This window comes from Adlercreutzia muris (assembly GCF_041223505.1).
Classification (GTDB): Bacteria; Actinomycetota; Coriobacteriia; order Coriobacteriales; family Eggerthellaceae; genus Adlercreutzia; species Adlercreutzia muris.
The window spans coordinates 61460-86981 of the sequence record NZ_JBCLQK010000004.1; the positions used below are offsets into that span (position 1 = coordinate 61460).

The 25522-nt window shown below is 63.2% G+C and carries 21 protein-coding genes; 12 read left to right on the plus strand and 9 right to left on the minus strand.

The annotated features are described in order from the left end of the window. Positions 1–112: 112 nt before the first annotated feature. On the plus strand, positions 113–826 hold the full coding sequence (locus AAK988_RS05240) for a LytR/AlgR family response regulator transcription factor (protein WP_135970511.1): 714 nt from the start codon (positions 113–115) through the stop codon (positions 824–826). A 131-nt stretch (positions 827–957) separates the two neighbouring features. Here the strand turns inward: AAK988_RS05240 and AAK988_RS05245 are convergent, their stop codons facing one another. Next, positions 958–1806, minus strand: coding sequence for an IS3 family transposase (locus tag AAK988_RS05245; protein ID WP_245910565.1), 849 nt, complete (start codon positions 1804–1806; stop codon positions 958–960). After that, positions 1803–2414 (minus strand): helix-turn-helix domain-containing protein, encoded by a 612-nt coding sequence (locus AAK988_RS05250; RefSeq protein WP_369880472.1) that lies wholly within the window; start codon positions 2412–2414, stop codon positions 1803–1805. The genes AAK988_RS05245 and AAK988_RS05250 overlap by 4 nt, the downstream gene beginning before the upstream one ends. A gap of 149 nt (positions 2415–2563) precedes the next feature. Here AAK988_RS05250 and AAK988_RS05255 point away from each other — a divergent pair, with 149 nt between their 5' ends. The 6 genes from AAK988_RS05255 to AAK988_RS05280 all read left to right on the plus strand — a co-directional run bounded on the left by AAK988_RS05255 (position 2564) and on the right by AAK988_RS05280 (position 10799). Further along, entirely contained in the window at positions 2564–4519 is a 1956-nt protein-coding gene (locus tag AAK988_RS05255; RefSeq protein WP_369873497.1) for a phosphoglucose isomerase-related protein, read from the plus strand. 325 nt (positions 4520–4844) lie between these two features. Next, positions 4845–7490 (plus strand): carbamoyltransferase HypF, encoded by a 2646-nt coding sequence (locus tag AAK988_RS05260; protein ID WP_369873496.1) that lies wholly within the window; start codon positions 4845–4847, stop codon positions 7488–7490. 83 nt (positions 7491–7573) lie between these two features. Next, positions 7574–7837 carry a HypC/HybG/HupF family hydrogenase formation chaperone gene (locus tag AAK988_RS05265; RefSeq protein WP_369873495.1) on the plus strand — a complete coding sequence of 88 codons (264 nt, stop codon included), beginning with the start codon at positions 7574–7576 and terminating at the stop codon, positions 7835–7837. Between the two features lie 110 nt (positions 7838–7947). Further along, positions 7948–9039: a hydrogenase formation protein HypD gene (hypD, locus tag AAK988_RS05270; protein ID WP_369873494.1), complete on the plus strand. Its 1092-nt coding sequence runs from the start codon at positions 7948–7950 to the stop codon at positions 9037–9039. Between the two features lie 165 nt (positions 9040–9204). Continuing rightward, positions 9205–10503: an ATP-binding protein gene (locus AAK988_RS05275; protein ID WP_369873493.1), complete on the plus strand. Its 1299-nt coding sequence runs from the start codon at positions 9205–9207 to the stop codon at positions 10501–10503. A gap of 5 nt (positions 10504–10508) precedes the next feature. Continuing rightward, complete coding sequence (locus AAK988_RS05280; protein WP_369873492.1) at positions 10509–10799, plus strand: GIY-YIG nuclease family protein; 291 nt, start codon at positions 10509–10511, stop codon at positions 10797–10799. 282 nt (positions 10800–11081) lie between these two features. Here the strand turns inward: AAK988_RS05280 and AAK988_RS05285 are convergent, their stop codons facing one another. The 7 genes from AAK988_RS05285 to AAK988_RS05315 form a co-directional block, all read right to left on the minus strand. Next, positions 11082–11525 (minus strand): GatB/YqeY domain-containing protein, encoded by a 444-nt coding sequence (locus AAK988_RS05285; RefSeq protein WP_369880473.1) that lies wholly within the window; start codon positions 11523–11525, stop codon positions 11082–11084. Positions 11526–11589: 64 nt separating this feature from the next. Further along, on the minus strand, positions 11590–12699 hold the full coding sequence (locus AAK988_RS05290; RefSeq protein WP_135970516.1) for an ATP-binding protein: 1110 nt from the start codon (positions 12697–12699) through the stop codon (positions 11590–11592). A 373-nt stretch (positions 12700–13072) separates the two neighbouring features. Continuing rightward, complete coding sequence (locus tag AAK988_RS05295; RefSeq protein WP_369873491.1) at positions 13073–15280, minus strand: ABC transporter permease; 2208 nt, start codon at positions 15278–15280, stop codon at positions 13073–13075. Beyond that, positions 15270–16028, minus strand: coding sequence for an ABC transporter ATP-binding protein (locus tag AAK988_RS05300; RefSeq protein ID WP_150839862.1), 759 nt, complete (start codon positions 16026–16028; stop codon positions 15270–15272). The genes AAK988_RS05295 and AAK988_RS05300 overlap by 11 nt, the downstream gene beginning before the upstream one ends. A gap of 646 nt (positions 16029–16674) precedes the next feature. Beyond that, positions 16675–17991: an RNA/DNA-binding domain-containing protein gene (locus AAK988_RS05305; RefSeq protein WP_369880474.1), complete on the minus strand. Its 1317-nt coding sequence runs from the start codon at positions 17989–17991 to the stop codon at positions 16675–16677. Positions 17992–18084: 93 nt separating this feature from the next. Further along, complete coding sequence (locus tag AAK988_RS05310; RefSeq protein WP_151429503.1) at positions 18085–19179, minus strand: sensor histidine kinase; 1095 nt, start codon at positions 19177–19179, stop codon at positions 18085–18087. Next, positions 19176–19850, minus strand: a complete 675-nt coding sequence (locus AAK988_RS05315; protein ID WP_151429504.1) for a response regulator transcription factor — start codon at positions 19848–19850, stop codon at positions 19176–19178. Before AAK988_RS05315 ends, AAK988_RS05310 begins: the two co-directional genes overlap by 4 nt. Before the next feature lie 443 nt (positions 19851–20293). Here AAK988_RS05315 and AAK988_RS05320 point away from each other — a divergent pair, with 443 nt between their 5' ends. From AAK988_RS05320 to AAK988_RS05340, 5 genes are all read left to right on the plus strand, one after another. After that, positions 20294–20785 (plus strand): PH domain-containing protein, encoded by a 492-nt coding sequence (locus AAK988_RS05320; RefSeq protein WP_028027793.1) that lies wholly within the window; start codon positions 20294–20296, stop codon positions 20783–20785. Then, on the plus strand, positions 20785–22734 hold the full coding sequence (locus AAK988_RS05325; protein ID WP_151429505.1) for a PH domain-containing protein: 1950 nt from the start codon (positions 20785–20787) through the stop codon (positions 22732–22734). Before AAK988_RS05320 ends, AAK988_RS05325 begins: the two co-directional genes overlap by 1 nt. A 92-nt stretch (positions 22735–22826) precedes the next feature. After that, positions 22827–23678: a hemolysin family protein gene (locus tag AAK988_RS05330; RefSeq protein ID WP_135970621.1), complete on the plus strand. Its 852-nt coding sequence runs from the start codon at positions 22827–22829 to the stop codon at positions 23676–23678. Between the two features lie 226 nt (positions 23679–23904). After that, positions 23905–24723, plus strand: a complete 819-nt coding sequence (locus AAK988_RS05335; RefSeq protein ID WP_262999577.1) for a CMP-2-keto-3-deoxyoctulosonic acid synthetase — start codon at positions 23905–23907, stop codon at positions 24721–24723. A 132-nt stretch (positions 24724–24855) separates the two neighbouring features. Beyond that, positions 24856–25518 carry a potassium channel family protein gene (locus AAK988_RS05340; protein WP_135970623.1) on the plus strand — a complete coding sequence of 221 codons (663 nt, stop codon included), beginning with the start codon at positions 24856–24858 and terminating at the stop codon, positions 25516–25518. The last annotated feature ends 4 nt before the right edge of the window (positions 25519–25522 follow it).

The following is a 25522-nucleotide window of genomic DNA, read 5'->3' on the forward strand; positions in this document are numbered from 1 at the left end:
ATGCCTCGACGAGGGATAAAGCCGTGGTTTATTCTTGGTCGGGGATGACGGGCCGTCAGCTGTGCTATAGAATGGGCTGGAATTTAACCGAGGGTTCATATTGGAGGACACTGTGCTTAACGCGATTATCGTTGACGACGAGGCGCCTGCCCGTTCTGAACTGCGCTTCCTCCTCGATGAGGTTGGCGGGGTTGAGGTGACGGCTGAAGCCGCCAACGTGCGCGAGGCTATTGAGAAGCTGAAGGAATACCCCTGCGACGTCATGTTCATGGATGTGAACATGCCCGAGGCCACCGGCCTGCAGCTGGCCGAGGCCCTGCAGCACCTGAAGTTTCCGCCGGCGGTGGTGTTCGTGACCGCTTATTCCGAGCATGCGCTGGACGCCTTCAAGGTCAGCGCCATCGACTACCTGGTGAAGCCCGTGGAGACCGAGCGTCTGGCCCAGGCCATCGCCCGGGTGCGCGAGCACGTGGCCCTGCATATGCAGGCGCATAAGTCCGAGCGCATTCCCGTGGAAAAGGGCGGCAAGAAGATTCTCATCGGCATCGACAAGATCCGCTTCGTCATGGCCCGCGACGATTACGCCTACCTGCAGACCGACGCCGACCGCTACTTCTCTACGGTGAGCCTCGCCCAGCTTGAGAAGCGCCTCGACGGCCATGGCTTCTTCCGCGTGCACCGCGGCTACCTGGTGAATCTGTCCATGGTGGAGGAGATTGAATCGGTTTCCGGCGGCACGCTGCTGCTGACCCTGAATGGCGTGGAGGAGAAGATCCCCGTGTCCCGCCGCCGCGTGAGCTCGCTGAAGAAGGCGCTGAACCTGTAGCGAAGGTCAGCAAGAGAACTGCGAGGAGGGCTCTGCTACGGCAGGGCCCTTCTGCTTGAGCGGCGAGGGGTGGCGAAGCGCCCCTGCCAAGTGTTGAACTGCATCCCAGTTCTTGGACGGGCCAATAAAGACTAAGCTGCAAGGGACTGATTCCGGAACTCCTCCGGGGTCAGTCCCTTTAGTTTAACCTGTCGCCTCCTTGTGTTCCAGTGAACGATATAGGCGCCCAGGTCGCGCTTGAACTCCTCGAAGCTAGCCCACGACCGGCCTTTGAAGAACTCGTCTTTCATGTGGCCGAACACCTGCTCGGTCGCCCCGTTGTCGATGCAGTTGCCCTTCCTCGACATGCTCTGGACCACGCCTGCCTCTGCTAGTCGGTTGCACCACCCGGCCTGCTGGTACTGCCATCCCATGTCGGAGTGCAGAATGGGGGCCGACCCTTCGGGCATCTTCGCCAGGAGCTGGTCGAGCAGCTCGTGTTGCTGGGCCATGTTCGGGTGCATAGATACGGACCAGGCGACGATCTCCTTGCTCGCGAAGTCGTAGACGGGGGCGAAGTACGCCTTGCCCCAGGGCTGCCTGAACTCGGTGACGTCGGTGCCCATCTTCTCCCAGGGCCCGTCGGCCCCGAAGTCGCGCCCGATGACGTTCTCGAACGTCCTGCCGACCTTCCCCTTGTACGAGTTGTACCTGTGGTAGTCGGTCTCTCGGCGGATGCCGCAGCTTATGCCCATCTCGCGCATCATCTTCAGCACGGTCTTGTCGGCTATGACGGCTCCCTGCTCGGCGCGCAGGGACATGGCTATCTGGCGGTGGCCGCACCCGTTGGGGGTGCGCGAGAATATCTCGGCCGCGGCCTCCCAGAGCTCGGGCCGCGTGGGCGCCTTCGGATGCGCGAGCGCGTAGTAGTAGCTCGACCTGGGCAGCCGGGCCGCCTCCAACAGATCGGAGAGGGGGTAGCGCCCTGAAAGCCCGCTCACGACCGCCGCCTTCTCGCGGTTCGAGAGCGCTTCTCCGCCTTCAGGGCGATCGATTTTTTTAGATAGGCGTTCTCGGCCTCCAGCTTCTGGATCCTCCGCTCGAGCTCCTGCTCGCGCGTCATCGGCCCGGGTGCCGCCTTCGCGCCCTTCGGCCTTCCCTTGGGCTTGGGCCTGAGCGCCTCGGGGCCTCCTTCCCGATAGGCTTTCAGCCATTTCCGCAGGGGGCTGCTCGAGACTATCCCGAATCTGGCCATGGCCTCGGGCACGGTGGAGCCCTCGTCTTCGACCGCTCTGACGGCGGCCACTTTGGTGTCGAACGAGTAGGTCTTTTTCTTTGCTCCCATGGCGGCCAGAGCTCCTATGCCGACGGATCTGTAGGTGTCCAGCCATTTTCTCACGGTTCCCTCGGGGGCGCCGACAAGATATGCGATTACGTCGCGCCCGTGGCCTTCCTCGTAGAGTTCGACGGCGCGCCGTCGAACCCCCGCATCGTAAAGCGGTCTTCCAGACATAAAGAAGCCTCCCATTTCTCTTGTCCAAGAAATGGGAGGCAGTTCATGTCTGACGGGCCCTCTCAAGACGAGGGTCTGCTTTGTCCTTCCGTTCACAGAACCGCCATAGGGTTGCGGGGAAACGGGCGTGGTAGCGGGGCCTTTGATAGAATGTTGCGAACAGATTAACGAGGAGGGTCCCCCGTGCGGGGCTCGTTTGCAATGCTGCTGGCTGGCAGAGGTTGCCCAGAGAGAAGAGGAGCACCATGCTCTCCGTTGACATCGAGAAGCTGTATCCCGCTGCAAAGAGCCTAGTGAAGGCCCGGGCCGCGAGCCGCATCCACGCCAAGGATGCCACGCTCTACGAGTTCTCCGAGGTCGCGCAGCAGTGCGCCGCCGAGTACATGGGCTGGACCGACCTGGCCACGAACCCCCTGTGTGACCTGGCCGCCGTGCAGGCCTTCGCTGACGAGGCCGTGGCCGAGGGCATCGACACCGTCATGCTCATCGGCCAGGGCGGCTCCACCCAGGCCCCTATGACCATCACCAAGTACAACAAGCCGGACTCCAACCGTGTGTCCTTCAAGACGCTGGACTCCGATTCGCCGGTGCGCGTGCGCGAGATGCTCACCATGTGTCGCCCCGATCGCACGCTGGTCATCATCTCGTCCAAAAGCGGCGGCACCATCGAGCCGCGCATGCTGTTCGAGGCCGTGCGCGCCGAGTTCGCAAAGGCCCTGGGCGAGAAGGAGGCCGTCCGGCATCTTGTGGCCATCACTGATCCCGGCAGCGAGCTGGACCGGGTGGCCCGTGAGGAGGGCTGGCGCGCCGTATTTCCCGGTGAGCCCACCGTGGGCGGCCGCTTCTCGGCCCTGTCGGTGTTCGGGCTGGTGCCTGCGGCCCTGGCCGGCATCGACCTGGATGAGTTCATGGCCCACGCTCGCGCTGCCGAGGAGGCCTGCTCCGAGGACGCCATCGACAACCCGGCCATCGGCCTAGCCGCATTCCTCTACGACAACTACCTGAAGGGCCGCAACAAGTTCTCGTTCCTCACCCCCCGCCGCGGCCGCGTGCTGGGCCTGTGGATCGAGCAGCTGGTGGCCGAGTCCCTCGGCAAAGAGGGCCAGGGCATCCTGCCGAGCATCGAGATCGACTCGCTGCTGCTGACCGAGGACCCCGGCGACCGCTCGGTCATCATGTACCAGACCAAGACCGACCTGTGGGACGAGAGCCGCAACTTCGATATGAGCCTCGCCTACATCGACAACGCCATCCCTCGCCTGAACTACCGCATCGAGTCGGTCTACGAGCTGGCCGAGCACTTCGTCATGTGGGAGTACGCCATCGCCATGTGCGGCTATCTCATGGGCGTGTGCCCCTTCGACCAGCCCGACGTGGCCTCCGCTAAGGCCGAGGTGCTGGAGATCCTGGAGAACGGCCAGCCTGAGCCCCGCTTCACCGAGGTGTTCACCGAGGCCGTGGACATGGGTCGGGTGGAAGTGACCTACGGGGACGTGTTCGAGGGTTGCGAGGACCTGCACGAGACGCTCTATGCGCTGCTATCCTCCATCCAGCCCGGCGACTTCTTCGCGCTGAACGCGTTTCTGCCCTTCACGGGAGAGGGCCGTCGCGAGGCCATCGAGACCATCCGCCACGGCGTGGCCGAGGCCTTCGGCGTGGTGTCGTGCCTGGAGGTGGGCCCGCGCTACCTGCACTCCACCGGCCAGCTGCAGAAGGGCGGCCCGAACATGGGCGTGTTCCTCATCCTGTCGGCCGACGAGCTGAAGGACATCCCGCTGCCCGAGGGCTGCCCGGCTTCGAGCCTGGGGGCGCTGGCGAAGGCCCAGGCCGCTGGTGATTTGGTGACCCTGGCGAAGCGCGGCCGCCGGTGCGTGCATCTGCACCTGCCCGACAACTCGGGCGTGACCCTGCGCCTTCTGGCCCAGGTGGTGGAAGACGTGATCGCCGACATCCTGACTGATCGGGCCTTGGCCGAGGCTGCCGCAGCAGCCGAGGACGAAGAGCTGGCCGAGGCCACGGTGGTGGTGGAGGCGGCCGGGAGTGCCGATGGGGATACCGGCTTTGGAGCCGACGGAGCTGCTGCGGCTACTGCAGCCGCTGCAGCTACTGCAGCCGCTGCAGCCGCCGATGTTGAGGGCGCCGATGCGGCCGATGCCGTGGCGACGGGCGAGGAAGCCCCAGGCGAGTCGGCTATCGACTAGGCGCGGCGGCACGGCGTAGCGCGACATCAGTTTGCGGATGGCGCGCGGCCCGCGTCTTTCTCAGAACAAGAGAGAAATCATCGTGAGGGGCCGCTCGGGTTGCTCGCGATGCAGAAATGTGCGATTTCGCGAGTTCTCGGAAAGCTTCAGATACAAGGAAGTGCAGTTTCTTGCGGTTTCGCGAATTCTTGCGCGCTGGAAACTCGCGAAACCGCACATTTCTGCATCATGGCGGCGCTTTTCCCTACAAAGCATCGACCAAGGGGCGCTCGGTGCTCGAGGTTGGGTAAACTAGGGGGAACCTGATTTTCGTTAGGAGCAGCTCATGATCGACGCGGTTGACATTCATGTGAAGGGCATTGTGCAAGGGGTGGGCTTCCGTCCCTTTGTCTATCGGACGGCGAAGAAGTACCTCATCAACGGCTGGGTGCTGAACGCGGCCGATGGGGTGTACATCCACGCCGAGGGTGAGAGCAAGCTGGTGGACGAGTTCATCATGGAGTTGTCCGACAACCCGCCGGCGGCTTCGAAGGTGGAGGAGATCGACATCAAGGAAGTGCCCCTGGAGGCCTTCGACAGTTTTGAGATTCGCTTCTCCGACGACGAGGCCGTGGCCGAGACGACTCTGGTGTCGCCCGAGCTGGCCACCTGCGCCGACTGCGTGAACGAGCTCTTCAACCCCAACGACCGCCGCTACCGCTATCCCTTCATCAACTGCACGAACTGCGGGCCGCGCTTCACCATCATCGACCACTTGCCCTACGACCGCGCCGCCACCTCCATGGCGGCCTTCCCCATGTGCGAGCGCTGCGCTACCGAGTACGCCGATCCGCTCGACCGGCGCTTCCACGCCCAGCCCGATGCCTGCTTCGAGTGCGGGCCCCGTGTCTCGTTCGCCTGGCGGCAAACGGACGAAACCTCGCTGGCTTCCTTGGGCGAACCGGTATTCAGCGAGGATAATATTGAAGTTCACGGCGGATTCAGTGTCGTATGGGGCAAGACCCGCGAGGAATCCGATGCTATTTTCACGGCAGCGGTGGAGATGCTGCTGGCGGGGAAGATCTTGGCGGTGAAGGGGCTGGGGGGCTTCCATCTGGTGTGCGACGCGAACAATATCGAGGCGGTGGCTGAGCTGCGCCGCCGCAAGCGCCGCGACGGGAAGGCCCTGGCGGTGATGGCCCAAGGTATGGGCGATGTGCGGGCGCTCTGCCAGGCGGGCGAGGAAGAGGAGGCGGTGCTCACAGGTTCTGCCCGGCCCATCGTGCTGCTGCGCAAGCGGCCCGACGGGGCCATCGGCGAAGGCGTGGCCGACGGGCTATCGGAGTTGGGCGTGATGCTGCCCTACACGCCGGTGCAGCACCTGCTCATGCACGACTTCGCGGCGGCTTGGTACGCGGCGCATCCCGAGGTTGCCGAAGCGGGCGACGTGCTTGGGCGGCCGGTGCCGCTGCTGGTGATGACCTCGGGAAACGTGCATGACGAGCCCATCTGCATCGCCGATGAGGAGGCTCGCGAGAAGCTGGCCGGCATCGCCGATGCCTTCTTGGGCAACAACCGTCCCATCCTCACGCGCTTCGACGACTCGGTGGTGCGACTCATCCGTGTGGGTGAAACCTCCGAGGGAGCACCGGAGCTCGCGGTGCAGTTTCTACGCCGTGCCCGGGGGTTCGCCCCCGTGCCGCTGTCGACGGCGGTTACGGTGACGGCGGCGTCCGAGAACGAGGAGGCTCGAGGGGCGGCAACCGGAAGCGGCGTCGCATCTGAGGCGGCGACTGGCAGCGCCGAACGTCCTGGTGCGGGCATCATTTTCGCGACGGGCCCCGAGCAGAAGAACACCTTCACGTTGCTTCGCGGCACTGACGGTTTCGTGTCCCAGCATATCGGCGATGTGGAAAACGCCGACACCTACGATGCGTGGCTAGCCACGAAGGATCGCTTCGAGAGTCTGTTCGAAATGGAGCCCACGGCCGTGGCTTGCGACCTGCACCCTGAGTACCTGACGAGCAAATGGGCGCACCATCAGGATCTTCCCGTGACCGAGGTGCAGCACCACCATGCCCATATCGTGTCAGTCATGGCCGAGCATGGCTTGGCCGATGCGGTCTGCGGTATCGCCTTCGATGGCACGGGCTACGGCGTGGATGGCGCCATTTGGGGCGGTGAGGTGCTGCTCGCGAACCGCACCGATTTCGAGCGCTTCGCCAATTTCGCCTATGTGCCCATGCCCGGCGGTGCGGCGGCCATCAAGCATCCGCTGCGCATGGCCTACGGCGTGCTGTGGGCCTACGATCTGCTGGACCATCCGGCGGCCGTTGAGGCCTTGGCACCCCTCGGCGAGGAGGCCGAGGTGTGCGACCGTATGATCGAGCGCGGTCTGAACACGCCCATGACCTCCTCGGTGGGACGTCTGTTCGACGCGGCCAGCGCCCTTCTCGGCATCTGCGCCGAGCCGAGTTACGAGGGCGAGGGTGCCATTCTTCTGGAAGCGGCCATGGAGGCAGCCGGGGCCGATGCGCCCGGCGCTGCCGCAGCTGAGGAAGCGGCCGGCGTGGCCGGCGAGAACGAGCTGGCGGCTCGCGAGCGTTATGCGGTAACGGCCCAGAAGAACGTTGCTACTGAGACGAGCACTGCCGAGGATACCTCGGTGCTCCTGCTGGATGCCGAGCCCACCTTCCGCGCCTTGCTGGACGACGTGGCGGCAGGCGTGCCGGTGTCGGTGATCGCGCGCCGCTTCCACGACGCCATGGTGAGCGCCATCGTGATGGCTGCGGAATTGGTGCGCGCGCTGTACGGCATTTCGACGGTGGTGCTGTCGGGCGGCGTGTTCATGAACCGCTATCTCGTGGAGCACGTGTTGCCGGCTCTGGCCGAGGCGGGCTTTACCGCTGCCATCAACCGCGATCTGCCCCCCAACGACGGCTGCATCAGTCTGGGTCAGGCCACCGTGGCCTCCGCCCGTTCGGAGGAATAGGCGGACTAGCCGAATTGGGGCTGACTTTGCGGGCGGAACCTGCGACAATGGCCGCCGAGAAGCAGAACTGATTGGAGCAGCCTATGTGTTTGGCAATTCCCGCTAAGGTGGCGAAGCTCGAAGAGGGCAATCTGGCCACTGTCGATATCCTGGGCGTGTCCCGCGAGATTTCCGTGGACCTCACGCCGCAGGCCCACGTGGGCGACTATGTGCTCGTGCACGCTGGGTTCGCCATCGAGGTAGTGGACGAGCAGTTCGCCCAGGAGACCATCGAGCTTATCAAGCAGTTCCCCGAACTGGCCGACTTGGAAGGGCAGCCGCCAATGAAAAAGCCGTCCCTCGCATAGGAAGAACGGCTCTTCATCACATTAAGTAGAGTAATGTGAAGCAGTCGTGCCCGCTGCACCGGGCTTTCCGCTTGTCCGCATTGTACACCCCTGAAGGAGTGGTTGCAAGAATGGATCATATGCAAGAAGAGTTGAAGGCATTCAAGGATCCGGCGCTGGCGCGGGGGCTCATTGAGTCCATTCAGGCGTTGGCTCCGGAGTCGGCGACGCTGATGGAGGTGTGCGGCACCCATACGGTGGCCATTGCCCGCAACGGCATTCGCGGCCTCATGCCGGAAGGGGTGCGTCTGGCTTCGGGGCCGGGGTGTCCCGTGTGCGTGACGAGCAACCACGACATCGACAAGGTGATTGCCCTTGCCCGCGTGCCCGAGGTGACCATCGCCACCTTCGGCGACATGACGCGCGTGCCTGGCTCCTCTTCCAGCCTGCTGGCAGAGCAGGCGGCCGGCCGCGCGGTGGAGATCGTGTACTCGCCCCTGGACGCGCTGCGCCTTGCCGCCGACAACCCCGATCGCCAGATCGTCTTCGTGGGCGTGGGCTTCGAGACCACCACCCCGCTCGTGGCCATGGCCATCAAGCGCGCAAAGGCCGCGGGTCTGAAGAACTTCACCGTGTACGGGGCGCACAAGAACATGCCCGGCGCACTGGAGGTCATCATCAACGATCCTTCTCTGAAGCTGGACGCGCTCATTTTGCCGGGGCATGTGTCCACTATCATCGGCGCGGAACCCTATCGCTTCCTGGCCGAGAAGTACGGCATTCCCGGCGTCATCACCGGTTTCGAGCCAGTGGACGTGCTCCAGGGCATCGCCATGATCATGCGCCAGCTACACGAGGGGCGCGCCGACATCGAGATCGCCTATGCCCGCGGCGTGATGCCCGAGGGCAACCCGGTGGCGCTCGCTGCCATCGACGAGGTGTTCGAGACCTGCGCGGCCACCTGGCGCGGCTTGGGCGAGATTCCCGGCAGCGGTTACCGCATCCGCGACGAGTTCGCCGAGTTCGATGCCATGCGCCGCTTCCAGCCCGATGTGGAGCCGGTGCGCGAGCACGCCGGCTGCCGCTGCGGCGACGTGCTGCGCGGCATCATGGCTCCCAACCAGTGCCCCCTGTTCCGCACGGTATGCACCCCGGAAAACCCCGTCGGCCCCTGCATGGTGAGCAGCGAAGGCAGCTGCGCGGCCTATTATCGGTATTATTAGACAAGCTCCTCGTCCGGAAAATCGCAAATGAAAAGTTCGGATTTTCTTAAATGGAAAATTCGGAAAATCTAAAATAAAAAGTTCGGATTTTCTTAAGTCACGGGAGAAATACCAGGTAGATGATCTATAATCATGCCATTATCGATAACGCTGAAAGAGGATGCCATGACTGGTGATCTTCCTCCTCGTGATGAGTATATTCCCCGTATCGTGGACGAGCAGGTGCAACGCTATCTCGAGGTTTTCGGGGCGGTGGAAGTGGCGGGAACTAAGTGGTGCGGCAAAACATGGACGGCTTGCCGTCATGGTGAAAGCGTGAGTTATGTGGATCAGGCGCTTGCGTTGGCCCAGTCCGATCCTCAGGCGATGCTGGCGGGCAAGCGGCCCCACGTTATTGACGAATGGCAGTTGGCTCCGCTTATTTGGAATGCCGTGCGTCATGCAGTCGACCGTCAGCGAGGCTTGAGGGGCGCATGGCTGCTCACGGGCTCATCCACTCCTTTCAAAAAGGACGATGAGCAGGTGCGTGCTCTTCACAGCGGAGCGGGCCGGATCGGGCGCATTCGCATGCGCCCCATGACGCTCGCCGAGTCGGGCGATTCTACGGCGGCAATCTCTCTAGCGGCGCTTTTCGAAGGGGAATTCTCCCATGCGACAGCGGCTGGTGATGCGGCGTCTTTGGCTGCTGTGGCGTGTCGTGGCGGGTGGCCCGAAGCTCTTGACCTCACTCCGTCCCAGGCGCAGCTAACGGCGCGTGAATACCTCAACCTCATTTTCGGTGAAAGCGTACCGCGTCACGGCAAAAATGGGGAGGCGGCTCGAAGAATCGCACTTTCATTGGCGAGAAATTTGGGGCAGGCAGCCACCTATAAAACGATTCTGTCCGATATATCCGGCGGCGATGAGCCCCTTATGACTACGACGACACTTGCAACTTACCTGGATTTGCTCAAGAGCCTGTACTTCGTGGAGGAAGTTCCCGGATGGGTGCCGGAGAAACGTTCGCCTAAGCGGCTGTCGGTAAAGCCGAAGCGTTATTTGGCCGATCCATCGCTGGCAGTGGCGTTGCTTGGCATGAACGAGCAGGCGCTTCTCGATGATTGGCAGACTTTCGGTCTCGTATTCGAGAACCTCTGCATGCGAGATCTCATGGTATATGCCGGAGCACATCCCGATATCTCAGCTTTTCCCGTGCGATATTATCGCGACGACAGCGGCTTGGAAGTTGACGCTGTTGTGGAATTGGCGGATGGCCGATGGGCGGCTTTCGAATTCAAGCTCGGGGCAGCCAAAACCGATCAGGGCGTGGCCTCGTTGCGACGCCTTCGCGAGAAGGTGACCGCTAACGAAAAGGCTCGCACACGGCCGCCTGCGTTCATGGCCGTTGTTACGGGAACAGGTGAGTACGCCTATCAACCTGAAGAGGGCATCTACGTGATTCCATTGCGAGCTTTAGGGGCCTAGACGCTATGGCGTCCCACTACATGTATGTGCTGGAATGCGCGGATGGCTCGCTGTACACGGGTTATGCGGTGGATGTGCAGGCGCGGCTCGCGGTGCACAATGCGGGCAAGGGCGCGAAGTACACCCGGGCTCGGTTGCCCGTGAGCCTGCTTGCCTATGCGGAGTTTTCCACCAAGCACGATGCCATGCATGCGGAATACGCCTTCAAGCAGCTGTCCCGCAACGAGAAGGACGCCCTGCTGGCCGTCGCCTCCCGCTCCTCCTTCGAGGAGGCGCTGGAAGAGTTGCTCGGTTAGGGAAGGCTGCTTGCGGGATCTTCATCTGGTGCTGGCTGTCGGAAGGCTGCCTAATAGTTGAGGCCGAAGGCCCACAGTGGCACAACGTTGGCAAAGCTGTTGTAATGCGGCTGGGGCATCAGTGCTCGGAAAAGGCGACCTGCACTCATTGAGTGCAGGTCGCCTTTTAACTCTTTTAGGTTGCTTTAAAAGTTTTAGGTCGCTTTAACTTTTTAGCGAAGAAAGGCCTCCCAGTTGCGGGAGGCCTTTTGGCTCGTGCGCGGGGTGCTTTGCCGGCTGCTGCTAGCTCAGCTTGCTGCCGAGCTCCTTGGCGGCGGCTGCCTTGTCGAAGTTGCCGCCGGTGCGCTTCGTGAGCTCGCCCATCACGCGGCCCATGTCCTTCTTGGTGACAGCCCCGGTGTCGGCCAGCACCGCGTCGATGAGCGCGATCAGCTCCTCGCCCTCCACCTGTTTCGGCAGATAGCCTTCCAGGATGGCCACCTGCTCGGTGAGGGTGTCGGTGCGCTCTTGGTTGTTCCCCGCTTTGATGGAGCCGTCGAGCGTCTCCTTCGTCTGCTTGATGACGCGCTTGAGCATGGCGTCCACGTCGGTCTCGGTTACCTCGCGCCGCTCGTTCACCTCGATGGCCTTCAACTCGGTGTGCACCTGGCGCAGAATGTCGCGGCGATGGTTGTCGCGCGCCTTCATGGCCGCCTTGATCTCGTCTTGCAGCTGCTGATATTCCATGCTCGTCCTTCCATTAAGGCTCCCGCTGTGTCGTTTCCATCATACCTCGTCGGGCGCCTTCTCGTTAAGACAGGCTCTCATCCTCTTCGTAGCGCTCGGCGAAGTATTCGGGGAAGACGGGCATCTCGAAGCGCACGTAGCCCTTGGCGGGCTCGCTTATGATTCCTTGTTCGAGAAGGCGCTTGCGATACTGCGAAGCGTAATTGCTGCCCACGCCCATCTTCTCGGCTACGCGCGCGAGAGGCACGTCGCGCGGCTCGTTGAGCATGGCGGCAAGAAAACGCTTATCGCCAGCCGAAAGGTCAAGGTAGGTGTAAGCAAGAACGCCATCAGCCATTTCGTTGCGGGCCAGCTCTACGCCCGTAGCGGCGTTCTCGACGTCGATCTCCTCCGCGACTGCTTGGGCCCAGGTGTGGAACCCGACAAGCTGCATCATGTACGGGAAGCCATCGGTGGCCTCGACCGCAGCCGCAAGGGCGGCGGGGCTAATGCGTTTGCCAGCATCTTCGATAGTGGCAGTGAGGGCGTCGGATATCTCTCGGTCGGGAATGCGACCGAGGGTGTGCTTGCGCGCCCTTCTCAAGAAAGAAATGCCGTCGTCTCTCAAAAGCTGGGAAATATTATGGGGAAGCCCTGCCATAAGAAGCGCGACTTGGCGACCTTCCGTGACGAAGTGCTGATATACGCGAGCGAGCTGCTTCATTTCGTCGATCGTCACGTTCACCTCGTCGACGGTTATGAGAAGCCCGACCCGATAGGAGGCGAGCTGGTCGAGCAGCGTGCTCATACGGGTGCGCCAATTGCCCTCCTCCGGTTGCACGTTCTCCCATTCCAGGCTCAGGAACTGACCAAGGCTCAGCCCCCTTAGGCGCCGGCCCCCGTCTTCTTCGACGAATTCCCGCGCGTTGCGAACGGCCTGTTGCAATAGGTCCTCGAGCATGCCCTCGGCAGCGGTAGTTTTCGCAGAAATCCAGCCCTGCGACTCCGCCTCTTGGCTTATGAGGGAGATGAAGGCCGTCTTCCCTGAGCCACGGGCCCCGGAGACGATGGTGCATAAATTAGGGTCGCCTAGGCCGTTGTCGAAAGCTGCTTTCAGCTCCTCTACGAGGGACTCGCGTCCAGCCATAAAGGGAGGGATGACTCCGAATGTGGGAGTGAAGGGGTTGCGTGCCATGGACCCTCTCTTTCTTGTCGGTGCGGTTGCTATTTGGCGGCGTCCGCATGGGAGCGATGCGTCACTCGTTGTGGATGGCTTTGCAACTTTTGCAAACTTTTTCTAGTTTTGCAAACTTTTTCTAGCTTTGCAAGGGCGATGAGCCTCGCAGAACGTGTGCAGCTATATTTTCTGTGCAAGAACGGTACAAAAAGCTTTGCTGTCTGATGCAAGAAGGGCGGCTCGGTAACGTCCGAGCCGCCCTGGTGGGGAAGCCGCTTTGGTGGTGGGATCCGTAGGGGGCGACTCAAGCCGCCCCGGTAGTGGAGGAGTGTCCTGGTGGAAGGGCGGTCTGAAGCTGCCCCTACGGCGAAACCGTGCCTCGGTGCGAAGCTTACCCCTCGGTGAGGGCTGTTTTCGCGATGCCGCGGGCGGCCAGGTAGGTGACGAGCATGTAGCCGCCGTAGATGACGATGGTGAGCCCCGCGGCCATCATGATGGGGGTGAAGGTGCTCACGCCGATGGCATCGAACATGGAGTCGGACAGCACGCCGATGGCGCAGGCTGCGTGGCACACCGCCAGCGCCAGCGGTACGAGGAAGTACACGAGCACCTGGATCAGAAGCGAGCGGTAGATCATGCCCGCATCGCAGCCGAGCTTGCTCAGGATGCGGTAGCGCGGCGCCGAGTCTGAGGCCTGACTCAGCTGTTGGATGGCCAGGATGGCTGCGGTGGACACGAGGAAGATGAAGCCGATGTAGAGCGCCAGGTAGGTGATCATGAGTCGCATGCCGGCCGACTGGTCGATCATCTCGTGGGCTGTGATGATGCGCGTGACCGGCCACAGCAGGTTCGCGTAGGCGTTGCCGGCGCCGCTGCGCCCCTGCTCGAAGCCGCCCATATCCGAAGGCTGCGTGGCGGCTACGATATCTCCCAGGGCCGTATCGTTCTCGGCAGCGGTCTTGCCGTTGTCGGCGTACATCACGTTCAGCGTTTGGGTCGTGGGAATGAGTCCCTCGGCACCCAGGGCCTCCACAGCCTCATCGGGCACCACGAAGATAAGTGCGGTGGCGGCCATGGCGTTGTCTTCCAGCTGGGTGTCGTAGATGGGGCCGGCCACGGTGAGCTCTTGGTCCGCCACGGTGATGGTCGGGGCCGCCTTCGCCACGGCCTCGGCCAAGGCATTGACGATCTCCATGTTGTTCACCAGGCCGCAGGTGCCCGGCTCAAGATTCACGGCCGGCTGCCCCTGCAGGGTGCGGGCGGCGTTGAAGTCGGACAGCGACATCACAGCCACGGCGGTATCTCGCACCTTGCCCAAGTCGTCGATGCGCATGGCCTCGGGGCTCGCCACGGTTTCGGCGGCATCGACGATCGGGTCGTAGGTCATGTCGGGCAGCGACCACATGCTCACCTGGGCCCATGCGCCTATCGTCTCGGCCCACAGCTCGGGCGCGCCTGCTTCCAGAGCGGCGGCCATGTTCCAGTCGTATTCCTCGGCCAGGGCCAGCCGATCGGGGGCATCGGCCTCCATTTCGGCGCGGCGCTCGCGCTCGCCGGCCGACGAGCCCGTGGTGCCATCGGGGCCGTACCATACCCCGGCGCTCAAGGTGGCCGAGTAGGGGTTGGCCTTCTCCACGCCGCCGACGAACACCTCCACGAACCCCATGCCCGACGAGAACACGGTAATGGAGAAGAACAGCAGCACGCACACGGCCCACAGCGACAGAAACGCCGTGTTCACCTTGCTGGCAATCTGGCGCACGGTGAACAGGTTCAGCTTGCGCAGGTACACGCCGCGCAGGCGCGTGAGCACGGCGATGGCGAAGCCGGCCAGCGACCAGAAGAACATGAGCGAGCCCACAAGCATGGCGATGGTGGCGCGCACGAACTCGGGCTGGTCCAGCATCACCAGGCCATTGGCGATGAGCTGCTGGTAGGCGTAGGCCAGCACGGCGATGGCCGCGACAAACACCACGAGGCACACCCACGGGTTGCGCACTCCGGCCCGCTCGTTCCTCTCGCCGGCGCGGATGAGATCGATGAGCTTGCAGCGGCTCACGGTGAACGTGTTGAACAGGGCCACCACCACATAGATGGCGGCGAAGCATGCCAGGGTGACCACGAGCGCGTCAGGCGAGAACACGAACTGGTAGTTGCTCATGGTGGTGCCGAACAGCGCCGCGGTGAAGAACGACAGCGCCTGGGACAGCAGCACGCCGCAGATAAGGCCCACGGCCAGCGAGATGAGGCCCACGAGCACCGTCTCGTACAGCACGATGCGCGACACATGGCCCGGCGTCATGCCCAGCACCAGGTAGGTGCCGAACTCGCGCTTGCGGCGCCGGATGAGGAACTGGTTCGCATACAGGATGAGGAAGCCCAGCACGCAGGCCACCACGACCGAGAACATGCCGAGCAGCTGGGTGGTCGACTCGAAGACCGAAGCCGAGGCCGAGCTTTCCATGTCGAAGAGGATCTGCTGGCTGCCGATGGAGTTGAACGCGTAGAACACCGCCACGCCGAACAGAAGCGTGATGAAGTAAATGGCGTAGTCGCGTACCGACCGGCGGATGTTGCGCAGGGCGAGCTTAAGATACATGGCCGGCCTCCCCGCCGAGGAAGGACACCACTTCCATGATGCGGGCGAAGAAGGCATCGCGGCTCTCGTCGCCCCGGCGCAGCTCGTTGAACACGGCGCCGTCCTTGATGAACAGCACGCGGTTGGTGTAGCTGGCGGCGAAGGCATCGTGGGTGACCATCATGATCGTGGCGCCCATCTGCGTGTTCATCATCTCCATGATCTCGAGCATCACCGTGGCGGCGCGGGAGTCGAGCGCGCCGGTGGGCTCGTCGGCCAAGATGAGCTTCGGGTCGCACACCATGGCCCGGGCCGCGGCCACGCGCTGCTTCTGGCCGCCGGACATCTGGTAGGGGTACTTCTGCAGCACTCCGTCCACGCCGAGACGCGCGGCCATGGCGTTTACCTTGCCGGGAATGCTGCGCGCCGGCTCGCCCTTGATGGTGAGCGCGAGCGAGATGTTCTCGAAGCCGGTGAGGGTGTCCAGCAGGTTGGAGTCCTGGAAGATGAAGCCCAAATCGTCGCGGCGGAACTTCGCCAGCTGGCGGCGGGACATGCCGGTGATGTCGCGGCCGCCCACGATGATGTGGCCGCTCGTGACGGTGTCGATGGTGGACACGCAGTTCAGCAGCGTGGTCTTGCCCGAGCCCGAGGGGCCCATGATGCCGACGAACTCGCCGGCGGCCACGTCGAAGGAGACGCCGGCCAGGGCATGGGTGACCGAGTCGCGGCTGCCGAAGACCTTCTCGATGGAACGCACCGACAGGATGGGGGAACCCGCAGGCCGCGGGGCCGCCGCATGGACACCGTGGGAAGCGGCGGCAGAGGCGCCGGCACCCTGGGCGACGCGGCCCGCGGCAGCCGAGGAGGCGCCGGGCGCGTAGGCATCGCGCGAGAAGGCGGCGGCCAGGCCGTCAAGAGCGCTGCGGTCGTCGGCGGAAAGCGGCAGGGGCGTGCCCGGATCGGTGGGGTTGGCGCCAAAGGCCGAGGGGGTGGGTTCGGTGTACACTTCAGCCATTAGTGGTAGCTCCTCTCGGTCTTGGGCAGCTGGCGGGCGATGATGGCGCCCACCGCCCCGATGATAGCAACGGCAAGCATAATCTTCCCTGACGTCTTCACAATGGTCCTTTCTCTCGAATGCGCGGCCCGCTCTCCATCCCGCCGGAGATGGCTTCGCGGTATTCCGATTCGCTCAAACAGTCCTCGCTTTGTGGAAATGTCCACTGGACATTTCCAGTCGCTGTGGAACTCGCTCGGTCGGAACACCCCGAACCCGTCTCCTACATTGCGTAGGCTGCGAGCACAATTCCATCCTAGGGAAAGGGGCGCGGCGGCTCCATCGATCGGGCTTACGCTTACCTTACGAACGTGTTAGGTAAGCGAAGCTGCCAGGCCCCTTCGAGGACCAAGGGCCGCTAAGTGCGCGCGTATCGCGTGTTTTTCCCTGCGCCGGTTTTGGTCAGTTGGCCAGATTTTTCCATGCGCAACAGCAGCTGCCCGGCTGGGGAGCGGGAAATACCGAGGAGCGCTTCGACTTCCGATCGAGAGATGTATTCGTGCTCTTTGAGGTATTCCAGAACTCGACCCTCCTGAATCCCCCCGGACACGGTTCCATGCTCTCGTACCGTCGTAATTACCTCTCGATGAGGAGCGAGAAGCGAGGGCAAGGTCGTTCTGAATGAATTGGATGCCACGTCGAACTCAGGTTGTAGATCAGCGCCGGTGTAGCTTTCCATAATCTTTGGGATGCCCGTTCCGTAGGCTTCGATCAGTTTAAGGCGATAAAACGTCATGGCGAGGTGGGGATTTCTCTGGAGAGAGACGCCCATCATGAGGTCATCGGCGGACATGCCGGCCACAAGTCCTCCAAAGTTGACGAATTCCACGCGCTGGTCGAAGACGCTGACCAGAGCGGGAGCGGGAACTGAATAGTCCCGATGGACGAACATATTGAGCAGTGCTTCGCGGATGGCATTTTCGGGATAGTCTCGCCGATCAATGCGGCGCATGTCGGTGCCGATTTCAGATCGAGTGGCATTGTATCGGTTGATGAAATCGATCGTTTCGCGTAGTTGCTTCAAGATGGAGCCAGAGAACTCGAAGCGGTCTTTGAAGATGCTTTTCGTATCACCCTCAAACACCGCCGCCTTCACCGTGACGGGGCATTGATCGGAAAAGAGCAACGCCGTGTTGGTGAACGTGCCAGCTTCATCGATAAAGCCGAGAGAGCGCATCTGCTGCTTGCCGAAGGCGATGTCGTGCTCCGAAAAGAAGCGCTGCGCCTCATCGAACGTGAGCTCTTGATCGAGAGAACGCTCGGCGTCGAATATGTCATGGGCGGATTCTCTGATCATGGCGAGAATGGCGCTTTCGGACGCTGAGGCGGTCATGGCTCCCTGGCGAACGAACACTCCCGATGGGCGCACGCCCTTCTCGGCAAGATAATAGGGCCGCGCGATGCCCCTCTGCACCTTGATCTCTACAACGGGCAGGCCGTCTTTTTCGATGATGTCTGCCCGTGTGCAAAGGGTGATGTCGGGTCGGATGGCATTGGCCGCGGCCTGCGCGGCTCTCACAATGCAAGCGTCGGGGTCGTCAAGGCCAAGGATTTCGCCCTCGTCGGAGATGCCGATGTAAATGCTGCCACCTTCTGTGTTGGCGAAGGCGACCATAGTTTTCTTGATGCCGTCGGTCCACGTGCTCTTGAATTCGACGTTGGTTCCCTCGTGCATGACGGCTCACTTTCTACCTGATTCTACCTGATTCTACCTGATTCTACCTGATTCTACCTGATTCTACCTGCGCGGCTGAGGGGAGCGCGGCCCTTACGAGCCGTAGAGTTCTTTGCGGGTGCGGTCGTGGGGGAAGGTGAGGATGACGCGGGTGCCGGTGCCCTCTTCGCTGGCCAGGCCCACGTGCAGGCCCATGGAGGCGCACAAGCTGGCCACCAGGTACAGCCCCATGCCCGTGGCCGATCCGTGGGTGCGGCCGACCTGGCCGGTGAAGCCGCGCTCGAATACGCGGGGCACGTCGGCGGCGGGAATGCCGCAGCCGTTGTCGCGCACCTCCAGCACCGTGCGGCCCCGCGGGGTGCCGGACTCTTCCTCGCGCGCGGTGAACTCGATGCTCGTGGCGCCGTATTTCGCGGCGTTCACCACCACCTGCCCCAGGATGAACACGAGCCACGGTTCGTCGGCCAGCACCGTCATGGTCTCGGGAATGTTGAAGGCGGGGAGTGCCCCGCGTTCGATGAGGAAGCGCGTGTTGCGCTTGCACGCCTCGCGCGCTGCCCCGCCCAGGCTCACCTCGCGGATGGCATAGTCGCGCTCCACCGAGGTCGATCGAGCATAGTACAGCGCCTGGTCCACCTGAGCCTCGATGCGCTCGAGCTCGCGGGCGATTTTCGCCGACTGGGTGCTCGGCTCATTGGCGAGCATGAGCTTTATCGCGGCAATGGGCGTCTTCGTCTCGTGGATCCACAACTCGATGTAGCGACGGTAGGCCGCAGCGTCTTCCTGGAGCTTGTCGGTTTCCGCGGCGGCAAGCGAGCTGATGCGGGCCGCGGTTCCGTAGGCAATCTGCCCTTCCAGGAAGGCGGGTTCGGCGACGAGCGCCGGCAGTACGCGGGCTTGCCGCAGCGAGGCGAGCAACCCGCGCAACTCGTGGTAGAAGGCGGCTTTGCGGCGGTAGTCCAGAAAGCCGGCGCCCACAGCCAGCAGGGTGAGGATGTCGGCCACCAGCAGCACGCCCGATGAGTTCACGCCGAGGGCGGGCAGGATGAGCACGAGGCTTACGAGGCTCAGCACCAGCGCCGCCAGCCCCAGCATGTTGTCGCGCACATAGGCGGCGGGCGTGAAGGCGGCGAGGTCTTCGATGGAGAAGTCGTCGCCAGCGAGGGAGCAGTGGGGCGGCTGGCTCATACGGCGTACCCCACGCCACGGCGCGTTACGAGGAAGTCGTCGGGCACGCCAAGGGAGGCCAGCGTCTTGCGCAGGCGATTCACATTCACGGTGAGGGTGTTGTCGTCGATGAAGGCATCCGACTCCCACAGCGCGCACATAATCTCGCTGCGCGGCACCACGACGCCCGGATTCCGCATGAGCGTCTGCAGGATGCGCAACTCGTTGCGGGTAAGCTCGGCGGTGCGGTCGTTGAAGGAGACGGTGCCGGCGCCAATGTTCAAAGTGACGCCCTTGTGGCGCATCGTCATATCCGCCGCTGGTCCTGCGCTGCGCCGCAGCAGGGCCTGCAGGTGGGCCAGCAGCACGGCAGGGCGGTAGGGTTTGGTCACGTAGTCGTCAGCCCCCAGGTTCATGGCCATCACTTCGTCGAACTCGCTTTCCGAGGAGGTGAGCATGAGAATGGGCACCGAGCTGTTCGCCCGAATGTCGCGGCAGATGGAATGGCCGTCGGCACCGGGCAGCTTCAGGTCGAGCACGATGCAGTCGGGCTCGGCGGCCAGGGCCCGGGCGGCGGTGTCGGCCCAACTTCCCTCGTAGACGCCCACGGCAAAGCCGGAAAGTTCCAGCACGTGGGCCAATTCCGTGCGCAGGGCCACGTCGTCTTCGATGATATAGATGCGCTGGGCCATGGCGGCCGCCTCCTTCATCTTGCCCCCCGGCATCCCGGGGGCGATTGCCAGCCTGCCCATTCTACCGCGATGCCCCTGTCGCGGGAACGGCGACCGCGCACTCTTACAAGAGCGTAAGCGGCCTGCCGGCGATGTTGGTCGGGCCGACCCCTGTTTTTTGCACGAGATTTAGAGTTATGAGCGTCTTCCGAAAGAAAAGGAGGACGGTTTTATTGAAATTCATTAAATCTTAGAGTCTCGAAGGGCTGTGTGACGCTCATAACTCCAAATCTCGCGCAAATAGGGGAGATTGCGTCAAACGAAGCTGGTCATGGATTTCCTCCAAGGTCGAGCAAGTATTAAGTTTTCGCGAGAATTGCTGAAAGTGGGGTAGTATGGTCAGCGCATTTTCAAGCAGCGGTGAGCGTCGTTGGCGGCGCCCCGCGAGGGGCGAAAGGACATATATGAGAGAGATGCCCGCTAACCAGTTGAATCCGCGCATCAAGAACGTGTGGCGCATCAGCGACGCTATTTGGATCGTCATCGCGTTCCTATGCTGCTTCGCGCCGTTTGCGATCATTGCGGCAGTTGAGCCGTCGGAGACCTGGGCGGGGTTCGTGGCCCTTATGGTGGCCGTGGTCTTCGCGGCGCTGTTCGTGTTCTTCGTCGTGGTGTTGCCGCCCATTCGCTATGCCCGCTGGCGCTACGAGCTGACCGACGACTACCTGGACATCGCCCGGGGCATCTTCTGGCGCAAGCGCTTCATCATCCCGTTCATCCGCGTGCAGAACACCGATACGCGCCAAGGACCGGTGCTGCGGGCCTTCGGGCTGTCCAGCGTCACCGTGGCCACGGCCGCCGGTGAGCACGAGATTCCCGGCCTGGGCAACGAAGAGGCCGACCTGCTGCGCGACCGCGCCGCCGAGCTGGCCCGTCTGGCCCGAGAGGATGTCTAATGGAGGCCCCGCAGCAACCCCAGCAACCGCAGCCCGCGCCTCAGCCCGAGGGCGCTGAGCCGGTGAAGCACCACGTCCACCACAGTTACATGTGGCTCGAGAGCATCCGCACCCTGGTGGTGGTTGCCCTGGCTGTTCTGGTGACGAACTTCTCCACCATCGTCGGGGTCATCGCCGATGGAGGCCTCGACGGCCTCCCTACGGGCCTGGCCCTGGCCCTCGTAGCCGGCGGGTCGCTCCTCGCCATCCTCGTGGTCGTCGGCATTGTGGTGGCCATGCGGGTTGTCAGCTACAAGCACCTGTACTTCATCGTAGGACCCGAAGAGTTCACCCTCTGCTCCGGCGTGTTCAGCAAGAAGCGCGTGCACGTGCCCTACCAGCGTGTGCAGTCCATCGATCAGCGGGCCACGCTGCTCCAGCGCATCTTCGGGGTGTGCACGGTGCTCATCGACACGGCCGGTGGTGCCTCGAACAAGGCCATCACCGTACCTTATGTGACCAAGCAGCAGGCAGAATGGCTGCGCGCCGAGCTGTACAACCGCAAGAACCACCTGGCTGCCGTGGCCGCCGGTGTGGTCGGAACTGCCGTGACTGTTCCCGGTGCCCCGAGCGCCTCCGCTGCGGCCAGCCCCGCTGCTCCCGCCGCCAGCCCTGCGGTCGCCCCCGCCCCCGGCATCGCCGCGGGTGCCGCAGCCCCCGGCGCCCCGGCCCCGGTCGGTCAGCCCGCGTTCGGCAACGTGCTCGACATCGGTTCGCAGGCATGGGACGAGGTGGGCGGCCTGTTCGCCGGCGCCGATGTGGACACGGGCCGCGTCACCTACGAGTACGGCCTCACCAACAAGGAGCTCTTCCTCACGGGCCTTTCGGGCTCCACCTCGGCAGGCCTCATCCTTCTCGGTCTGATCGTCGGTCTCTTGCAGCTGGTGGGCAACGCCTTCGAGCTGTTCGGCGATGCGGCGAACAGCGTGGTGGCCAGCGCCGTCAGCTATGCCACCTCCCAGGCCATGGGCGCGGTCGTCGGGCTGGTCGTCGTGCCGTTCATCGTGGTGCTGCTCGTGCTGTGGCTGTTGTCGGCTCTCGGCACCTGCGTGAGCTACGGCGGCTTCAAGGCGCGCCGCCGCGACAACCGCATCGAAGTGGAATACGGCCTGCTCAAGCACAGCTTCCAGGGCCTTGCCGTAGATCGCGTGCAGTCGGTCAGCATCAACCAGACCTTCATTCGCCGTCTGCTCGGCTATTGCGAGATATCCCTGGGCAAGATCGACGCCGCCGAGGGCGAGAGCGCCAACAACAACCAGAACGCCAACGAGCTGCTGAACAAGGGCCTGGTGGTGCACCCCTTCGTGAAGGTCAGCCGCGTGCCGGAGATTTTGGCCGGCCTCATTCCTGAGTTCGCCGACCTGCCCCAGGATGCGAAGCCCGTGGCTAAGGTGGCTCTGCGCCGGGCCCTCATTCGCCGTGCCGTCGTACAGGGCGGCGGCTTCTGGTGCGCCGTGGCGGCCGCGATCTTGACAGCGGTCCTTGCGGCCGTGGGCGCCGCCGCCGAATCGGGAGCGCTGTACCTCGAGAGCGACGACTTGTTCCTTCTGTCCATGGGCTCTGTGGCGGCTATGGGCCTGTTCGTCTGGGCCGCTATCCTCTTCGTCATCGACATCATCGGCGCGGTGCTGTGGGCCCGCGAGTCCAGCTTCGCCTTCAACCGCCGCTTCATGCAGGTGAGCAACGGGGGTCTGTCGCGCACCACCATCAGTTTCCCCCGCCAGAAGATCCAGTTCGGCTGCGCCCGCAGCAACCCGCTGCAGCGCCGTGCCGGCACCCGCACGCTGCTGGCCACCACGGCCGCCGGCCAGGGGGGCACCACCACGACGCTCGTGGACGTGCCGGCGGAAGACGCCGCGGCGTGGCTCGACTGGCTGAAGCCAGGCGGCAACCAGGTCTGCGGCTCGTAGCGCTGCCGGCGAGCAATCAAAAGCGAAACTTACGGGGGCGGTCTCGGGCCGCCCCCGCTGTTTTGCGGCCGAAATATGGTAAAGTACCCGCCATGGCTAAGACAGACGACATATCACCCAAGCCGGGCTTCCTCGAGTTTCTGAAGCCGGGCCGCCGCGACACCGTGTCCGAAGACGAGATCAAGGACATGGTGGCCGACAACGACGAGCTCCTCGACGACGAGAAGCGCATGATCAACGACATCCTCGACCTGGCCGACATGACCGTGCGCGAGATCATGAAGCCCCGCGTGGACATGATCATGGCCGAAGATGTGGAGCCGGCCCGCACCGCCTTGGAGCGCATGCGCGGCACCGGCTACTCCCGCTTGCCGGTGTACCACGAGGAAGTGGACGACGTCATCGGCATCGTGAACTACAAGGACCTCATGGGTCCGCTCATGGACGGTCGCATGGAAGGCCCCGTGTCCGACTACATGTTCGAGCCGCTGTATGTGCCCGAGACCAAGAACGTGCTGGCTCTGCTCTCCGAGCTGCAGGAGGCCCGCATGCAGATGGCCATCGTAGTAGACGAGTACGGCGGCACCGACGGCCTTATCACCATGGAAGACATCGTGGAGGAGATCATCGGCGAGATCGTGGACGAGACCGACCGCGACCGCGAGCTCGTAAGCGCCGTCGGCCCCGACCAGTGGCGCTGCGACGGGCGCTTCCCCGTGGAAGATGCCGTGGAGCTGGGCTGGCCCATGGAGGAGTCCGACGATTACGAGACCGTGGCCGGCTGGCTCATCCACACCCTGGACTTCGTGCCGAAGGTGGGCGACGAGTTCGTCGTGGACGGCTTCTCCTTCAAAGTGGAGAAGATGCGTCGCAGCCGCATCTCGGTCATTCGGGTGCGCAAAATCACCGACGAAAGTTGTGGAGGCGCCTCCGCAACCGCCTAGGCTTCTCGCACACTCTACCTGCGGGAACCTGAGGGAATCGCTTTGTCAAGCGAACAAAACGTGAACATCGGCCGTTGCCGCTTTTGCGCCAGCGGCCAACTACGCTAAAATACGCCCTGTCGAAAACAACATAGAGCGCAAACATCTTGCAGCAAACCACCCACCTTAATCCAGCACGCTGCTGCCGCTTCTGCGGCTGGTTTCGTGCTGTCATGAAAGGAAGCAAGTGGTTACTCGTCGCAAGCAGAGTCATCGGGGGGTCGTCGTTCTGACGATGGCTGCCGCCTGCGTGCTGTCGGTGCTGGCTGTGGGCTTCCTCGGGTTCGGATGGGCCTCCGCAGGTTCCCACGATACGAACGCCACCACCTTCGGTCTGGAGCGCATGAGCTCCGAGAACCGCCCCGAGGGCGAGGTCTCCCCCGAAACGGTGCAGGATAAATCCAATGCCGATATGCTGGCTGTGGAAGACGTGGCCGAGGCCGCCTCTCTCCAGACTGCGTCCTCCCGCGACGTGAGCGCCGGCATCGACGAGATTGCCGCCGAGGAAGAGGCCGCCCGCATTGCCGCCGAGGAGGAGGCCCGTGCCGCCGAGCAACGCGCCATCGCCCGGGCTGACGCCACCCGCTCTGAGTACTACGCCACCTTCGGTTCCCTGCCCGCCGGCGATGTCGACTTCTCCGTCGGCCGCGAGGCCTTCATCGCCGAATGGACCGAGCGCATCGATAACTATCTATTCGGAAGCCCCCTGGCCGGCCATGGCTCTACCTTCGCCGAGGCCGCCTGGGAAGCGGGCATCGATCCGCGCTGGTCGCCGGCCATTTCCAACACCGAATCCACCAAGGGCCGTGTGTGCTTCAAGTCCCATAACGCCTGGGGTTGGGACCAGACTCACTGGCCCGACTGGGATACGGCCATTCGCGCCCATGTGGCCGGCTTGGCCCGCGGCTACGGCTTCACCATCAGCTACTCGTACGCCATGCGCTATTGCCCCCCGAATTATGACAACTGGTACAGAGATACGCTGGGCCAGATGCAGCAGATCTAAAAGAATGAGAAAATGGCTTCGGCCATTTTCTTGTATAGGGGCATGGTCGGTCGCGGGCGTTGCTGTATTCCATGGGCGCTCGCGTGCCTATAATGAGTTCACCATCGGCTTGGTAAGGGAGGACTGCGGGCTATGAGCAACGTCATTGTCGTGGGCTGCGGGCGCGTGGGGTCGCAGCTGGCCAACATGCTGTCCGACAACGGCAGCAACGTCTGCGTCATCGACAAGAACGCCGACGCCTTCGCGAACTTGGGGCGCAACTTCAACGGCAGCACCGTGCAGGGCGTGGGCTTCGACGAGGACGTGCTGCTACGGGCCGGCGTGGAGGAGTGCGACGTGCTGGCGGCCGTGACTCAGTTCGACAACGCGAACCTCATGTGCGCCGAGGTGGCCAACCATCTGTTCGGCGTGCCCCATGTTATTTCCCGCCTCTATAATCCCGACCACGAACGGGCCTACATGCAGCTCGGCATCGACTACGTGTGCGGCACGTCGCTCGTGGCCGAGGATGTGTTCAGCAAGATCGTGTCGGGCCACGGCTCCCACATCGATACCTTCGGGGAGTTCGAAGTGCTGCGCTTCACCCTGGATCTGTCGAGCCGCGACAACGCCCGCACCGTGCGCGTGTCCGAGCTGGAGCGCGATCACGAGGTGCGTATCATCGCCTTCGAGCGGGCCGACGGCTCGGCTTCCTCTATTCCGACAGCCGATTCTCTGCTCTACGCCGGCGACTCCATTCTCGCCTGCGTGCGCCACGATGTGATCTCCCAGTTCTCGCGCTATATCCTGGATTAAGGAC

Coding starts and splice junctions, on each gene's coding strand:
- AAK988_RS05260 (WP_369873496.1), top strand. CDS start 4,845: ATGATCGACGCGGTTGACATTCATGTGAAGGGCATTGTGCAAGGGGTG.
- AAK988_RS05290 (WP_135970516.1), bottom strand. CDS start 12,699: ATGGCACGCAACCCCTTCACTCCCACATTCGGAGTCATCCCTCCCTTT.
- hypD (WP_369873494.1), top strand. CDS start 7,948: ATGGATCATATGCAAGAAGAGTTGAAGGCATTCAAGGATCCGGCGCTG.
- AAK988_RS05265 (WP_369873495.1), top strand. CDS start 7,574: ATGTGTTTGGCAATTCCCGCTAAGGTGGCGAAGCTCGAAGAGGGCAAT.
- AAK988_RS05255 (WP_369873497.1), top strand. CDS start 2,564: ATGCTCTCCGTTGACATCGAGAAGCTGTATCCCGCTGCAAAGAGCCTA.
- AAK988_RS05285 (WP_369880473.1), bottom strand. CDS start 11,525: ATGGAATATCAGCAGCTGCAAGACGAGATCAAGGCGGCCATGAAGGCG.
- AAK988_RS05330 (WP_135970621.1), top strand. CDS start 22,827: ATGGCTAAGACAGACGACATATCACCCAAGCCGGGCTTCCTCGAGTTT.
- AAK988_RS05275 (WP_369873493.1), top strand. CDS start 9,205: ATGACTGGTGATCTTCCTCCTCGTGATGAGTATATTCCCCGTATCGTG.
- AAK988_RS05315 (WP_151429504.1), bottom strand. CDS start 19,850: ATGGCCCAGCGCATCTATATCATCGAAGACGACGTGGCCCTGCGCACG.
- AAK988_RS05310 (WP_151429503.1), bottom strand. CDS start 19,179: ATGAGCCAGCCGCCCCACTGCTCCCTCGCTGGCGACGACTTCTCCATC.
- AAK988_RS05320 (WP_028027793.1), top strand. CDS start 20,294: ATGAGAGAGATGCCCGCTAACCAGTTGAATCCGCGCATCAAGAACGTG.
- AAK988_RS05280 (WP_369873492.1), top strand. CDS start 10,509: ATGGCGTCCCACTACATGTATGTGCTGGAATGCGCGGATGGCTCGCTG.
- AAK988_RS05305 (WP_369880474.1), bottom strand. CDS start 17,991: ATGCACGAGGGAACCAACGTCGAATTCAAGAGCACGTGGACCGACGGC.
- AAK988_RS05340 (WP_135970623.1), top strand. CDS start 24,856: ATGAGCAACGTCATTGTCGTGGGCTGCGGGCGCGTGGGGTCGCAGCTG.
- AAK988_RS05295 (WP_369873491.1), bottom strand. CDS start 15,280: ATGTATCTTAAGCTCGCCCTGCGCAACATCCGCCGGTCGGTACGCGAC.
- AAK988_RS05325 (WP_151429505.1), top strand. CDS start 20,785: ATGGAGGCCCCGCAGCAACCCCAGCAACCGCAGCCCGCGCCTCAGCCC.